Consider the following 15,836-nt stretch of genomic DNA (forward strand, 5'->3'; position numbering starts at 1 on the left):
GAGCGGAGCGGTGCGTCGATGTCGGATGAAGGCAAGCTGAGGGAATACCTCACGCGGGTGATCTCCGAGTTGCAGCAGACTCGTCAGCGCCTTCGCAACGCGGAGTCGGGCGAGCCGGAGCCGATCGCGATCGTGTCGATCAGCTGCGCCTACCCCGGTGACGTCCGGTCGGCCGACGACCTGTGGCGGCTGCTGGAGACGGGCACCGACGCGATCTCCGGGTTCCCGGCCGACCGCGGCTGGGACATCAGCGGGCACCGGACGGCGGACACGGACCAGGAGATCACGCCGGAAGGCGGTTTCCTGCACGACGCCGCCCGGTTCGACCCCGGCTTCTTCGGGATCTCGCCGCGTGAGGCGCTGGCGATGGACCCGCAGCAGCGGTTGCTGCTGGAGGCGTCGTGGGAGGCGTTCGAGCGGGCCGGGATCAACCCGCGGGTGATGCGCGGCAGCTCGACCGGTGTGTTCATCGGCGGGTCCACGCAGGGGTACGGCGTCGGCGCGGGCCGGTCCGAGGGCACCGAGGGCTACGGCCTCACCGGCGACGTGACTTCGGTGCTGTCGGGGCGCGTCGCCTACAGCCTCGGCCTGGAAGGGCCGGCGGTGACCGTGGACACGGCGTGCTCGTCGTCGCTGGTGGCGCTGCACCTGGCGGTGCAGGCCCTGCGTGGCGGTGAATGCACGATGGCGCTGGCCGGTGGGGTCACCGTCATGGCGACGCCCGGCAACTTCATCGAGTTCAGCCGTCAGCGCGGCCTGGCCGGTGACGGCCGGTGCAAGGCGTTCGCCGAGGCCGCCGACGGCACCGGGTGGGGCGAAGGCGTCGGCATCCTGCTCGTCGAGCGCCTTTCCGACGCGCAACGGCTCGGGCACCCGGTTTTGGCCGTGGTGCGGGGGTCGGCCGTCAACCAGGACGGCGCGTCCAACGGCCTGACGGCGCCCAATGGTCCTTCACAGCAGCGGGTCATCCGGGCGGCGTTGGCGAGTGCGCGGTTGTCGGCGGATCAGGTCGACGCCGTCGAGGCGCACGGCACTGGGACCACTCTCGGTGACCCGATCGAGGCTCAGGCGTTGCTGGCGACCTACGGCCAGGACCGGGTGCGGCCGTTGTGGCTGGGGTCGATCAAGTCGAACATTGGGCACACGCAGTCCGCGGCGGGTGTGGCTGGTGTGATCAAGATGGTGCAGGCGATGCGGCATGGTGTGTTGCCGCGGACGTTGCATGTGGACGCGCCTTCGTCCCATGTGGACTGGTCGGCTGGTGCGGTGGAGTTGCTGACCGAGCAGCGGGAGTGGCCGGAGACTGGGCAGCCGCGGCGGGCTGGTGTGTCGTCGTTCGGGATCAGTGGCACCAACGCGCACGTGATCTTGGAGCAGGCGCCGCCGATGACGGAAACCCCGCCCCCCGCAGTGGTTTCGCCGGTGGTGCCGTGGGTGGTGTCCGCCCGGAGTGAGGCGGCGCTGGTGGCGCAAGTTGAGCGGCTGCGTTCCTTCGTCGATGCCCAGTCGCCGGTGGACGTCGGGTACTCGCTTCTGACGGGACGGGCGCTCTTCGACCACCGGGCCGTGCTGCTGCTCGATGGCACCGAGATCGCCACCGGTTCGGTGGTCTCCGGCGGGCTCGGGGTGTTGTTCTCCGGTCAAGGATCGCAGCGGGCCGGGATGGGCCGGGAGCTGTATGAGGCGTGCCCGGTGTTCGCCGAGGCCTTCGACGCTGTCTGTGCGGAACTGGACAAGCATCTCGACCGTGGGGTGCGGGATGTCGTGTTCGGCGACGGCGACTCCCTGGATCAGACGGTGTACACGCAGGCCGGGTTGTTCGCGGTCGAAGTTGCCTTGTACCGGCTGGTGTCCTCGTGGGGTGTCAGCGCGGACTACCTTGCGGGGCACTCCATCGGTGAGTTGGCCGCGGCTCATGTTGCCGGGGTGTGGTCCCTGGCGGACGCGGCCCGGGTGGTCGCGGCACGCGGTCGGCTGATGCAGGCCTTGCCTTCGGGTGGGGTGATGGCGTCGATCCAGGCTTCCGAAGCCGAGGTCGTCGCTGCCGGTGGTCAGGTGGCGGCGGTCAACGGGCCCACGTCGGTGGTGGTGTCCGGGCCGCAGGCCGAGGTGGAGGCTGTAGTCGCGCGCTTCGCCGATGCGGGCGTGAAGACGACGATGTTGCGGGTCAGTCATGCGTTCCATTCGGCGTTGATGGACCCGATGCTGGCCGAGTTCCGCCGGGTGCTGGAGACGGTCGAGTTCGGGGAGCCGTCGACGCCGATCGTGTCGACGGTGACCGGGCAGATCGCCGATCTCGCGGAGCCGGAGTACTGGGTGGAGCAGGTGCGTCGGACCGTCCGGTTCGGTGATGCCGTAAGCACTCTGGCCGAGCTGGGTGTTCGGACGTATCTGGAGCTGGGGCCTGGCGGCTCGTTGTCGGCGATGGGTGCCGACATCGCTTCCGAGGCCGTGTTCCTTCCGGTGTTGCGCAAGGACCGTGACGAGGTCCGGACGTTGGTCACCGCGCTGGCGGGCGTCTACGTGCGAGGCATCGAAGTGGATTGGGCGCCGTTCGTGGCCGGTGGGTCGCGGGTCGAGCTGCCCACCTACGCCTTCCAGCACGAGCACTTCTGGCCCTCGGAGCCCGCCGGGTGGCTGGGGGACGCGACCGGGCTGGGCCTCCGCCCGGTCGACCACCCCCTGCTCGGCGCCGCGGTGTCGCTGGCCGAAGGTGACGGGCTGGTGCTGACCAGCCTCCTGTCGACGCGGTCGCACCCGTGGCTGGCCGACCACGTCGTGCTGGACACCGTCCTGCTGCCCGGCACCGCGTTCGTCGACCTCGCCCTGCACGCCGGTGAGCAGGCGGGCTGCCCCGTCGTCGAAGAGCTCACCCTGCAGACGCCCCTGGTGCTCGACCAGGACGACAAGGTCACGCTGCAGGTCGCCGTCGCCGCCGCCGACGAATCCGGGCGGCGCACGGTGAGCGTGTACTCCCGCGCCGCGGGTGACGAAGACGGCGACTGGACGCAGCACGCGACCGGCGTGCTCGGCGCCGGCGAGCCGGCCTCGGCGGAATCGCTCGCCGAGTGGCCGCCGCGCGACGCCGTCGCGGTCGGCGTCGACGGCTTCTACGACCGGCTGGCCGAGCTCGGCTACGGCTACGGCCCGGTGTTCCGGGGCCTGCGGGCCGGGTGGCGCCGCGGTGAGGAGATCTTCGCGGAGGTGGCGCTCCCGGAATCCGTGGACGTCGAGGGCTTCGGCATCCACCCGGCGCTGCTCGACGCGGTGCTGCACCCGATGGGGCTGGCCACGCCGGAAGGCGACGAGCAGCCGGGCGGGGCCGGGCTGCCGTTCGCGTGGACCGGGGTTTCGCTGACCGCGGTCGGCGCCACCGCGGTTCGGGTGCGGATCACGCCGGCCGGCTCCGGGGTGTCCGTCCTCGTCGCGGACGGCGCCGGGGACCCGGTGGCCTCGGTGGCTTCGCTGGTGCTGCGTCCCGCTTCGGCCGAGGGCCTCCGCGGCGCCGCCGCACGGGCGGGGGAGGACTCCCTCTACCGGGTCGTGTGGTCGGCGGCGCCCACCCCGGAGAACGACGGCGGCGAGAGCTGCGTGGTGCTCGGTGAGCCGGCCTGGCTGGCACCGCTCGGCCTGCCGTCCTACCCCGGCCTGGCCGCCGTGCCCGAGGTGCCCGAGCTCGTCCTCGTCGCGTTCGGCGCCCCGGACGGAGACCTCGCCGAGGGCACGCACGCCGCCGTCCACGAAGCGCTGGCCCTGGTGCGGACCTGGCTGGCCGACGACCGGTTCGCCGGGGCGCGGCTGGGCTTTGTCACCTCCGGCGCGGTGCTCGCCGTCGACGGTGACGACCTGACCGATCTTCCCGCCGCGTCGGCGTCGGCGCTCCTGCGGTCGGCCCAGGCGGAGAACCCGGGCCGGATCGTCGTGGTGGACGTGGACAGCGCCGCCGAGTCGGTGCCGGCCGTCCTGGCCGCGGCTTCGCTCGAAGAGCAGCAGGTGGCCGTCCGGGCGGGTGAGCTGTTCGTGCCCCGCTTCCGCACGGTTGCCGCGGACGACGGCCTGCGGGCGCCTTCGGGCCCGGTGCCGTGGCGGCTGGACAGCACGGAGAAGGGGACGTTCGGGAACCTCGCCCTCGTGGAGTCGCCCGAGGCGGCGGCGCCGCCGGGCCCGGGCATGGTCCGGGTGGGCGTGCGGGCGACCGGCGTGAACTTCCGCGACGTCCTGATCGCGCTGGGGGTCTACCCCGGCGACGCGATGATGGGCATCGAGAGCGCGGGCGTGGTGCTCGAGGTCGGCGCCGGAGTGACCCGCCTGGCGCCCGGCGACCGGGTGATGGGCCTGGTCACCGGCGGCTTCGGCCCGATCGCGGTGACCGACCACCGGCTGCTGGCGCGGATCCCGGCCGGCTGGTCCTTCGTGGACGCCGCCGCCGCGCCGATCGTGTTCATGACCGCGTACTACGCCCTGGTCGACCTGGCCGGCCTGAAAGCCGGCGAGTCGGTGCTGGTGCACGCCGCGGCCGGCGGAGTCGGCATGGCGGCGGTCCAGGTGGCGCACCACCTCGGCGCGACCGTGTACGGCACGGCCGCCCCCGCCAAGTGGGACACCGTCCGCGGGCTCGGCGTCGACGACGAGCACCTCGCGTCCTCGCGAACCTTCGAGTTCCGGCACAAGTTCCTCGACACCAGCGGGGGCAGCGGCGTCGACGTCGTGCTGAACTCGCTCACCGGTCATTTCGTCGACGCCTCCCTCGGCCTGCTGCCGGTCGGTGGCCGCTTCGTCGAGATGGGCAAGGTCGACCTCCGGGACCCCGCCAAGCTCAAGGCCACCCATCCCGGCGTCGGCTACCAGGCGTTCGACCTGATCGAGGCGGGCCCGGACCGCATCGCCGAACTGCTGGCCGCCGTGCTCGAACTGTTCGACAGCGGCGCCCTGCGCCCGCTGCCGGTCCGGGTCTGGGACGTGCGCCGCGCGCCCGACGCGTTCCGGTTCCTCGCCAAGGCCAAGCACGTCGGCAAGGTCGTGCTGACGGTGCCCGAACCGGAACCGCGGCACGGCACCGTGTTGGTGTCGGGCTTTTCGGGTGGCGTGGGCCGGGCCGTGGTGCGGCACCTGGCCGGGTCGGGGGTGCGGCGGCTCGTGCTGCTGTCCCGCCGCGGTGAGGCGGGCGCCGAAGACTTCGTGGCCGAGTTGCGCGCCTCGGGGGTGGCGGTGGAGGTGGCGGCGTGCGACGTCGCCGACCGGGCCGCGGTGGCAGCCGTCGTCGCGGGGCTGGGCGCCCGGCTGACGGGTGTGGTGCACCTGGCCGGCGTGGTGGACGACGGAGTGGTGTCGTCCTTGTCGCCCGCGCAGGTGGATGCGGTGCTGCGCGCCAAGGTCGACGCGGTGGTGAACCTGCACGAGCTGACGGCGGGGATGGACCTGTCGATGTTCGTGATGTTCTCCTCGGTGGCCGGGATCATCGGGTCGGCGGGCCAGGGCAACTACGCGGCCGCAAACGCTTTCCTGGACGCCTTCGCGCAGTACCGGACGGCACGCGGGCTGCCCGCGGCGTCGCTGGCCTGGGGCCCGTGGGCGTCGCCGGACGGGATGCTGGGGACGCTGGGTTCGGTGGACGCGGGCCGGATCGGGCGTTCGGGCATGGTGACGCTCTCCGCGGAGCAGGGTGTCGCGTTGTTCGACGCGGCACTGCGGTCGGCCCACCCGGTACTGGCCCCGGTGCGGTGGGACCTGGGCGTGCTGCGGGCCCATTCCGCGGCGTCGGCGTTGGCGCCCGTGTTGCGGGGTCTGGTCCGCACCGGTGCGCGCCGGAGCGCCGGGCGGGGTGCGGGGTCGTCGGCGCTGGTGCGGCAGCTGCAGGCCGCGGCGGAGCGGGACCGGACCGCGATGGTGCTGGAGCTGGTGCGCACGCAGGTCGCGGCCGTGCTCGGGCACGCGGGCGCCGGCAGCGTGCCGGAGAGCCGCCCGTTCAAGGACCTGGGGTTCGACTCCCTGACGGCGGTGGAGCTGCGGAACCGGTTGACCGCCGCGACCGGGCTGCGCCTGCCCGCGACGGCGGTGTTCGACTACCCGAACCCGGCGGTGCTGGCGCGGTTCGTGCTGGCCGAGCTGCTGCAGACCCAGCCGGTGGTCACGACGGCGACGGCGAGCGTGCGTGCGGACGAACCGATCGCCATCATCGGCATGGGCTGCCGCCTGCCGGGCGGGGTCGGTTCGCCCCGGCAGCTGTGGGACCTCGTGGCCACGGGCGGGGACGGAATCGGGGCGTTCCCGGCCGACCGCGGCTGGCACCTGGACCGGTTGTACTCCGCCGACGGCGGGTCGACCACGGTCGAAGGCGGCTTCGTCGAAGCGGCCGGCGCGTTCGATCCCGGCTTCTTCGGTATTTCCCCGCGCGAAGCGCTCGCGATGGACCCGCAGCAGCGGCTGTTGCTGGAGACGTCGTGGGAAGCGTTCGAGAACGCGGGCATCGACCCGGCGCGGGTGCGTGGGGAGCAGGTCGGGGTGTTCGCGGGCACGGCGTCCTCGGGTTACGGCGCCGGGATGAAGCTGCCCGACGGTGTCGAGGGGCACGTGCTCACCGGCGGCGCCACGAGCGTCATTTCGGGGCGGGTCGCGTACACCTTCGGGCTCGAGGGCCCGGCGGTGACCGTCGACACGGCGTGCTCGTCGTCATTGGTGGCGCTGCACCTGGCCGCGCAGGCGCTGCGGTCGGGTGAATGCACGCTGGCGCTCGCCGGCGGCGTCACGGTGATGGCCACGCCCAGCATCTTCAGCGAGTTCAGCCGGCAACGGGGCCTGGCGGGTGACGGCCGGTGCAAGTCGTTCGCCGACACCGCCGACGGCACCGGCTGGTCCGAAGGCGCCGGGGTGCTGCTGGTCGAGCGGCTGTCCGACGCGCACCGGCTCGGGCACCCGATCCTCGCGGTGGTGCGGGGTTCCGCCGTCAACCAGGACGGTGCGTCCAACGGCCTGACGGCGCCGAACGGGCCGTCACAGCAGCGCGTGATCCGGGCGGCGCTGGCGAACGCGGGGTTGTCTCCGCACCAGGTCGACGCCGTCGAAGCCCACGGCACCGGGACGACGCTGGGCGACCCGATCGAAGCCCAGGCGCTGCTGGCGACCTACGGCCAGGACCGGGAACGGCCGCTGTGGCTCGGCTCGATCAAGTCGAACATCGGGCATGCGCAGGCGGCTGCCGGTGTCGCGGGGATCATCAAGATGGTGCAGGCGATGCGGCACGGTGTGCTGCCGCGGACGTTGCACGTGGACGCGCCTTCGTCCCAGGTGGACTGGGAAGCCGGTGCGGTCGAGCTGCTCACGGAGCAGCGGGAGTGGCCGGAGACCGGGGCTCCGCGGCGGGCTGGTGTGTCGTCGTTCGGGATCAGTGGCACCAACGCGCACGTCATCCTGGAGCAGGCGCCGCCGGTGGCGGAAACCGCGCCCGCCGCAGTGGTTTCGCCGGTGGTGCCGTGGGTGGTGTCCGCCCGGAGCGACGAAGCTCTGGCCGCGCAGGTCGAGCGGCTGCGGTCCTTCGGTGCCTCGCAGTCGCCGGTGGATGTCGGGTATTCGTTGCTGACGGGACGGTCGGTGTTCGATCACCGCGCGGTGCTGCTGGACGGCGACGAGATCGCGTCGGGTTCGGTGGCGTCCGGTGGGCTCGGGGTGTTGTTCTCCGGTCAGGGATCGCAGCGGGTGGGGATGGGCCGGGAGCTGTATGAGACGTTCCCGGTGTTCGCCGAGGCTTTCGACGCTGTCTGTGCGGAACTGGACCGGCATCTCGAGCGTGGTGTGCGGGATGTCGTGTTCGGCGATGGTGCGCTGCTGGACCAGACTGTTTATGCCCAGGCCGGGTTGTTCGCGGTGGAAGTTGCCTTGTACCGGCTGGTGTCTTCGTGGGGTGTCGGCGCGGATTACTTGGCTGGACATTCGATTGGTGAGTTGGCTGCGGCTCATGTGGCCGGTGTGTGGTCCCTGCCGGACGCCGCTCGGGTGGTGGCGGCGCGGGGTCGGTTGATGCAGGCTCTGCCTTCGGGCGGGGCGATGGCGTCGATTCAAGCCACCGAGGCTGAGGTGGCCGCGGCGGGTGTCGAGGTGGCTGCGGTCAACGGGCCGACCTCGGTGGTGGTCTCCGGGGCGCAGGCCGAGGTGGAGGCCGTAGTCGCGCGCTTCGCCGCGGCCGGTGTGAAGACGAGCATGTTGCGGGTCAGCCATGCGTTCCATTCGGTGTTGATGGAGCCGATGCTGGCCGAGTTCCGGCAGGTCCTCGAGGGCGTGGAGTTCGGGGAGCCGTCGACGCCGGTTGTGTCGACGGTGACCGGGCAGCTCGCTGATCTCTCCGAGCCCGGGTACTGGGTTGAGCAGGTTCGTCGGACGGTCCGGTTCGGTGACGCGGTAAGCACTTTGCACGAGTTGGGTGTTCGGACGTATCTGGAGCTGGGGCCTGGGGGCTCGTTGTCGGCGATGGGTGCTGACACGGCTGTCGATGCGGTGTTCCTGCCCGCCCTGCGCAAGGACCGTGACGAGGTCCGGACGTTGGTCACCGCGCTGGCGGGGGCGTATGTGCGTGGCGCCACGGTGGATTGGGCGCCGTTCGTGACCGGTGGGTCGCGGGTGGAGCTGCCCACCTACGCCTTCCAGCACGAGCACTTCTGGCTCTCCGGACCGGGCGTCGGCGGCGACGCCACGCAGTTCGGCATGGTGGCGGGTGAACATCCCGTGCTCGGCGCGGGGGTGAACCTCGCCGGGGCGGACGAGTTCCTGTTCACCGGGCGGCTGTCGCCGGACAGTCACCCGTGGCTGGCCGGCCACGTCGTCTCCGGCGCGGTTGTCGTGCCCAGCTCGGTGTTCGTCGAAGCCGCGCTGCACGTCGGGGAACGGGTCGGGTGCGAGGTGGTCGAGGAACTCGTCGCCGACGCGCCGCTCGTGCTCCCGGAACGGGGCGGGGTCGCGATCCAGGTCTCGGTGTCCGCCCTCGGACCGGACGGCCGCCGGACGATCGTGGTGTACTCCCGGGACGGCGCGGACGCCGACGGCGAATGGGCTCCGCACGCCACCGGCGTGTTGTCGGCGACCCGGCCCGGCACCGAGGACTCGCTGGCCGAATGGCCGCCCCCGGACGCGGTGCCCGCCGACGTCGGCGGGGTGTACGCGGAACTGGCCGGCTTCGGGTACGAATACGGCCCGGTGTTCCAGGGCCTGCGCGCCGCTTGGCGGGTCGGATCCGTCGTCTACGCGGAAGTCGTCCTCCCGGAGCAGGCCGAGTCCGGCGGGTTCGGCATCCACCCGGCGCTGCTCGACGCGGCGGTGCACGCCAGGAGCCTGCTCCCGGCTGCCACCGCCGGTGTTCCGGTCTCCTGGACCGGCGTGTCCCTGTCCGCCGTCGCGGCTTCGACGCTGCGGGTGCGGATCACCCCCGCCGGCCCCGGCGTCTCGGTGCTGCTGGCCGACGGCGCCGGCGCTCCGGTGGCGTCGGCGGACTCGGTGGTGACGCGGGCGTTCTCGGCGGACCAGCTCCGCGAAGGCACGGCGGACCAGCACGCGCTGCTGCGGATCGGCTGGACCCCGGTGCCAGTGCCGGGGGAGACCGTCGACTGCCTTGTGCTCGACGAGCGCGCGCTCGCGGACCCGGACACCCTGGCCGAGGCGATCGGCGACCGGGCGCCGGAGTTCGCGCTGGTCCCCGCCACCTCGCGAAGTGACGACCTGAGCGTCGACGCGCACCACCGCGTGAAGGAAACGCTGGCGCTGCTGCAGTCGTGGCTCACCGACGACCGCCTCGGCGACACCGCCCTCGTGCTGCGGACTCGCGGCGCGGTCGGCACCGGGGCGCCGGAGGAGCTGACCGACCCCGCCGGCGCCGCGATCTGGGGCCTGGCGCGGGCGGCGCAGTCGGAAAACCCGCACCGCGTCGTCCTGGTCGACAGCGACGACACCGTAGCGTCCCGGGACGCGCTCGCGGCCGCGCTCGCCACCGGCGAGCCCCAGCTGGCGATCCGGGCCGGGCAGGTGCTGGTGCCCCGGCTGACCCGCGCCTTCGCCGGGCCGTCCGCGGCCGCGCCCGTCGTGGACCCCGAAGGCACGGTGCTGGTGTCGGGGTTCTCTGGTGGCGTGGGCCGGATGGTGGTGCGGCACCTGGCCGGGACCGGGGTGCGCCGGCTGCTGCTGGTCTCCCGCCGCGGTGAGGCGGGCGCCGAAGATTTCGTGGCCGAGCTGAGGGACTCGGGGGTGGCGGTGGAGGTGGCGGCGTGTGACGTCGCCGACCGGGCCGCCCTGTCCGGTGTGGTGCGCGGCCGGTTGACGGGTGTGGTGCACCTGGCCGGCGTGGTGGACGACGGGGTGGTGTCGTCGTTGTCGCCTGCGCAGGTGGATGCGGTGCTGCGCGCCAAGGTCGACGCGGTGGTGAACCTGCACGAGCTGACGGCGGGGATGGACCTGTCGATGTTCGTGATGTTCTCGTCGGTGGCCGGGATCATCGGGTCGGCGGGGCAGGGCAACTACGCCGCCGCAAACGCTTTCCTGGACGCTTTTGCGCAGTATCGGGTGGCGCAGGGCCTGCCGGGACTCTCGCTGGCGTGGGGCCCGTGGGCGTCGCCGGACGGGATGCTGGGCGCGCTGGGTTCGGTGGACGCGGGCCGGATCGGGCGTTCGGGCATGGTGACGCTCTCCGGAGAGCAAGGCGTGGCCCTGTTCGACGCGGCGCTGGGACTGGGGCACCCCGCGGTGGTTCCGGTGCTGTGGGACCTGGGAGTCCTGCGGGCGCAGGCGGTGTCGGCCGGGTTGGCGCCGTTGCTGCGGGGCTTGGTCCGCACCGGCGTCCGCCGGAGTGCGGGCCGCGGCGCGGGATCCCCGGCCCTGGTGCGGCAGGTGCAGGCGGCAGCCGAAGACGACCGCGCGTCGCTGGTGCTGGAAGTGCTGCGTGGCCAGGTGGCCGCGGTGCTCGGGCACGCCGGTGCCGGCAGCGTGGCGGCGTCCCGGTCGTTCAAGGACCTGGGGTTCGACTCGCTGACCGCGGTGGAGCTGCGGAACCGGTTGACGGCCGTGACCGGGTTGCGGCTGCCGTCGACGGCGGTGTTCGACTACCCGACCCCGGCGGTGCTGGCGCGGTTCGTGCTGGACGAGCTGCTGCAGACCCAGCCGGCCGTGGCCGCGGCGGTGGCGTCCGTGGCGGACCCGGGTGAGCCGATCGCGATCGTCGGGATGGCCTGCCGGTTCCCGGGTGGCGCGGGGTCGCCGCGGCAGCTGTGGGACCTGGTGGCCTCCGGTGGCGACGGGATCGGGGCGTTCCCGGCCGATCGCGGCTGGGACCTGGACCGGGTGTACTCCGACGGCGCCGAGGGCCCGGTGGAGGGCGGCTTCGTCTATCCCGCGGGGGAGTTCGACCCGGGGTTCTTCGGGATCAGCCCGCGTGAGGCGCTGGCGATGGACCCGCAGCAGCGGTTGCTGCTGGAGACGTCGTGGGAGGCGTTCGAGGACGCCGGCATCGACCCGGCCGGAGTGCGTGGCGGCCCGGTCGGCGTGTTCGCCGGCACGGCGTCGTCCGCGTACGGCGCCGGGATGGAGCTGCCCGAAGGTGTCGAGGGGCACGTGCTCACCGGCGGCGCCACGAGCGTCGTCTCGGGGCGGGTGGCATACACGTTAGGGCTGGAGGGCCCGGCGGTGACGGTGGACACGGCGTGTTCGTCGTCGCTGGTGGCGTTGCACCTGGCCGCGCAGGCGCTGCGATCCGGTGAGTGCAGCTTGGCGTTGGCGGGCGGCGTCACGGTCCTGGCCAATCCGGGGATCTTCAGCGAGTTCAACCGGCAGCGGGGGCTGGCCGCGGACGGCCGGTGCAAGGCGTTCGCGGACGCCGCGGACGGCACCGGCTGGTCCGAAGGCGCGGGGATGCTGCTGGTCGAGCGGCTGTCCGACGCGCACCGGCTCGGGCACCGCGTGCTGGCCGTGGTGCGGGGTTCGGCGATCAACCAGGACGGCGCCTCCAACGGCTTGACCGCTCCGAACGGACCCTCACAGCAGCGCGTGATCCGGGCGGCGCTGGCGAACGCGGGGTTGTCTCCGCGGCAGGTCGACGCGGTCGAAGCGCACGGCACCGGGACGACGCTGGGCGACCCGATCGAAGCCCAGGCGCTGCTGGCGACCTACGGCCAGGACCGGGAACGGCCGCTGTGGCTGGGGTCGATCAAGTCGAACATCGGCCACACCCAGTCCGCCGCCGGGGTGGCCGGGGTGATCAAGGTGGTGCAGGCGATGCGCCACGGTGTGCTGCCGCGGACACTGCACGTCGACCGGCCATCGTCTCATGTGGACTGGTCGGCCGGCGCGGTCGAGCTGCTGACCGAGCAGCGGGCGTGGCCCGAGACCGGCGAGCCGCGCCGGGCCGCGGTGTCCTCGTTCGGCATCAGCGGCACCAACGCCCACGTCATCCTCGAACAGGCGCCCCCGGTGCAGGAGACCCCGCGGACCGCGGAAGGTTCGCTCGGCGCCGTCGGACTGCCTTGGGTGCTTTCGGCCAAGACCGAGAAGGCGCTGGCTGCGCAGGCCGCGAAACTGCTGTCCTCCGTGGACGGTGCGGACCTCGACGACGTGGCGTACTCGCTGGCCACCCGCCGTTCGCAGTTTGAATTCCGGGCCGCGATCGTCGCCGGGGATCGGGACGGGGTTCGCGCTGGGCTGGAGGCGATCCGTGACGACCGGGCGGTGCCGGGTGTGGTGCGGGGGACTGCGCCGCAGTCGGTGCGGCCGGTGTTCGTGTTCCCGGGTCAGGGTGCGCAGTGGGTCGGCATGGCGACGGGGTTGCTCGAGTCGTCTCCGGTGTTCGCCGCGGCGATGGCCGAGTGTGAGCAGGCGCTGTCGACGTGGGTGCCGTGGTCGCTGACCGAGGTGCTCGCTGATTCGGAGATGCTGGCGCGGGTTGATGTGGTGCAGCCGGTGTTGTGGGCGGTGATGGTGTCGCTGGCCCGTCTCTGGCAGGCGTGTGGGGTGGAGCCGGGCGCTGTTGTGGGGCATTCGCAGGGTGAGATTGCTGCGGCGTGTGTGGCGGGTGCGTTGTCGCTGGACGATGGCGCGAAGGTGGTTGCGTTGCGGTCGTTGGCGATTCGTGCGCTCGCTGGTGGTGGCGGGATGGTGTCGGTGGCGTTGCCGGCCGATGAAGTCCCGGACTGGGTTGCGGTTGCGGCGGTCAATGGTCCTGGGTCGGTGGTGGTGTCGGCGGATCCGGCCGGGGTGGAGAAGCTCCTGGCGTGGTGTGACGAGCGTGGTGTGCGTGCGAAGCGGATCGCGGTGGATTATGCGTCGCACTCGGTGCAGGTGGAGGAGCTGGAGAAGGAGCTCGACACCGTGTTGACGGGGATCAGCCCCCAGGCCGGGGCGGTGCCGTTTTACTCGACGTTGACCGGGGACTTGCTCGACACCGTTGAGCTCGACGCGGGCTATTGGTACCGGAATCTGCGCAACCCGGTGCTGTTCCACAATGCGACGGAGGCATTGCTGGGTCAGGGGCACACGGTGTTCCTGGAGATGAGTCCGCATCCGGTGCTGACGATGGCGCTGAACGACACCTTCGACGCCGCCGGCAGCGACGCGGTCGCGTTGGGGACGTTGCAGCGTGACCGTGACGAGGCCACCCAGTTCCTCACCGCGGTGGCGCACGCCCACACCCACGGCGTCAGCCCGGACTGGAAAACCCTCGGCCACGGCAGGCACGTCGACCTGCCGACCTACGCCTTCCAGCACGAGCGCTACTGGCTGGAGACCGCGGCGTACCTCCCCGGCGACGGCGCGGATCCGCTCGAAGCCCGGTTCTGGGACGCGGTCGACCAGGGCGACCTGGACACGCTGACCCGGACGCTCGACTCCGGGGACGCCGGCGAGCTGGCCGCGCTGGGCACCGTGCTGCCGATGCTGTCGTCCTGGCGGCGGCAGCGGCGCGCGGACTCCACAGTGGACTCCTGGTGCTACCGGGCCGAATGGGCGCCGGTCACCGGCGAGCGCGCCCGAGGCGGGACGTGGCTGGTCGTGGCGGGCCCGCGGCATCGGGACCACCAGCTCATCACCCGGCTCCGCGCCGGTGGCGCGGAAGTCGTCGTGGCCGGTCCGGACGAACTGGACGGCCACGCGGACGTGACCACCGTCGTTTCGCTGCTGGGACTGGACGACAGCACGTCGCCGGCCGGGGTCGCCGCGACGGCCGGGCTGCTGCGCGCGCTGGGGGAGGCCGGGCTGACCGCTCCGCTCTGGTGCGTCACCCAAGGCGCCGTCTCCGTCGGCGGCGCGGACCGGCTGACGCACCCCGCGCAGGCCCAGGTCTGGGGCCTCGGCCGGGTCGCGGCACTCGAGTACCCCACCCGCTGGGGCGGCCTGATCGACCTCCCCGAGGTCGTCGACGAACGCATCGCGGACCTCGTCCGCGCGGCCGTGGCGAGCGACGAGGACCAGGTCGCCGTGCGGTCGTCCGGGATCTTCGGGCGACGGCTGGCCCGCGCGCGGTCCGACGGCGGCGGTGGCAGCTGGACGCCGTCGGGCACCGTCCTGGTGACCGGTGGCACCGGCGCGCTCGGGCGGCAGGTCGCCCGGTGGCTGGCGGCCAACGGCGCGGACCACGTGGTGCTCACCGGCCGCCGCGGGATCGACGCCCCGGGCGCGGCGGAGCTGCGCGACGAGCTGGCCGCGCTCACCGAGGTCTCGGTGCTCGCCTGCGACGTCTCCGACCGGGACGCGCTGGCCGGGCTGGTCGAAGGGCTGACCCCGCGGGTCGAGGCGGTCGTCCACGCCGCGGGCGACCTGGACGACTGCGTGCTCGGCTCGCTGACCCCGGCGCGGCTCGAAGAAGCCTTGCGCGCCAAGGTGACGGGCGCGGCGAACCTGCACGCGGTGACCGACGGGCTGGACCTTTCGGCCTTCGTCCTGTTCTCCGCGTTCGCCGGCGTGACCGGCGGGGTCGGCCAGGGCGCCTTCGCCGCGGCCAACGCCTACCTGGACGCGCTCGCCGAGCACCGGCGCGGCCGCGGGCTGACGGCGACCTCCGTCGCGTGGGGTCCGTGGCTGGACGGGAGCATGGCGCTCGAGGACGACACCTTCGCCGAGCGGATGCGCGGGCGCGGCCTGCCGTGCCTGCCGGCCGAAGGCGCACTCGCCGCACTGGCGAAGACGATCGCGCGCGGCCGGCCGGCCACGATGATCGCCGACGTCGAGTGGGACCGGTTCGTGCCCGGCTTCATCGCGGCCCGGCCCAGCCCGCTGCTCGCCGACCTCCCGGAGGCGCGGCCGTTCCTGGCGGGCGACGAGGCGGCACGGGACCGCGGCGAAGAGTTCCGGCGGAGCCTCGCCGCGATGTCCGAGGCCGAGCGGCAGAAGGCCGTGCTCACGCTGGTGCGCACCGAAGCCGCCGGAGTGCTCGGGTACGGCACGGTCGAGCCGGTGAGCCCGAAACGGCAGTTCCGGGAGCTCGGGTTCGAGTCGCTGACGGCGGTCGACCTCCGCAACCGGCTCGCCGCACGCACCGGGCTGCGGTTGCCGGTGACCGTGGCGTTCGACCACCAGACGCCGCTCGCGCTCGCCGGGTTCCTGCGGTCCGAGCTCTCCGGTGCCGAGCCGCCGCCGGTCTCGGTGCTCGGCGAGCTGGACCGCCTCGAAACCGCGCTGGCCACGGCGGCACCGGACCGCACGGCACGGCACCGCATCACCACCCGGCTACGGGACCTACTGGCCATCTGGGACGAACAGCCGGGCGCCACCGAAGACGACACCGTCACGGCGAAGCTGGGGTCCGCGACCGCGGACGAAGTGCTGGCGTTCATCGATCAAGAACTCGGAGCGTCCTGACAATGAGCGCCGAACTTCGG

At 72.9% G+C, this 15,836-nt stretch carries 1 protein-coding gene; it reads left to right on the top strand.

Annotation, left to right across the window (positions count from 1 at the left end; all coding sequences use genetic code 11):
- Nucleotides 1–18 precede the first annotated feature (18 nt).
- The gene (locus ACLJQE_RS24455; RefSeq protein ID WP_410641659.1) at nucleotides 19–15,816 is read left to right on the top strand and encodes a type I polyketide synthase; all 15,798 of its coding nucleotides are present in this window, start codon (nucleotides 19–21) and stop codon (nucleotides 15,814–15,816) included.
- The last annotated feature ends 20 nt before the right edge of the window (nucleotides 15,817–15,836 follow it).

It is taken from the genome of Amycolatopsis sp. lyj-346 (genome assembly GCF_046548975.1).
In the GTDB taxonomy this organism is placed as follows: Bacteria; Actinomycetota; Actinomycetes; order Mycobacteriales; family Pseudonocardiaceae; genus Amycolatopsis.

What these genes read in the sequence shown, in the direction of transcription:
- ACLJQE_RS24455 (WP_410641659.1), top strand. Translation starts at nt 19, where the DNA reads ATGTCGGATGAAGGCAAGCTGAGGGAATACCTCACGCGGGTGATCTCC.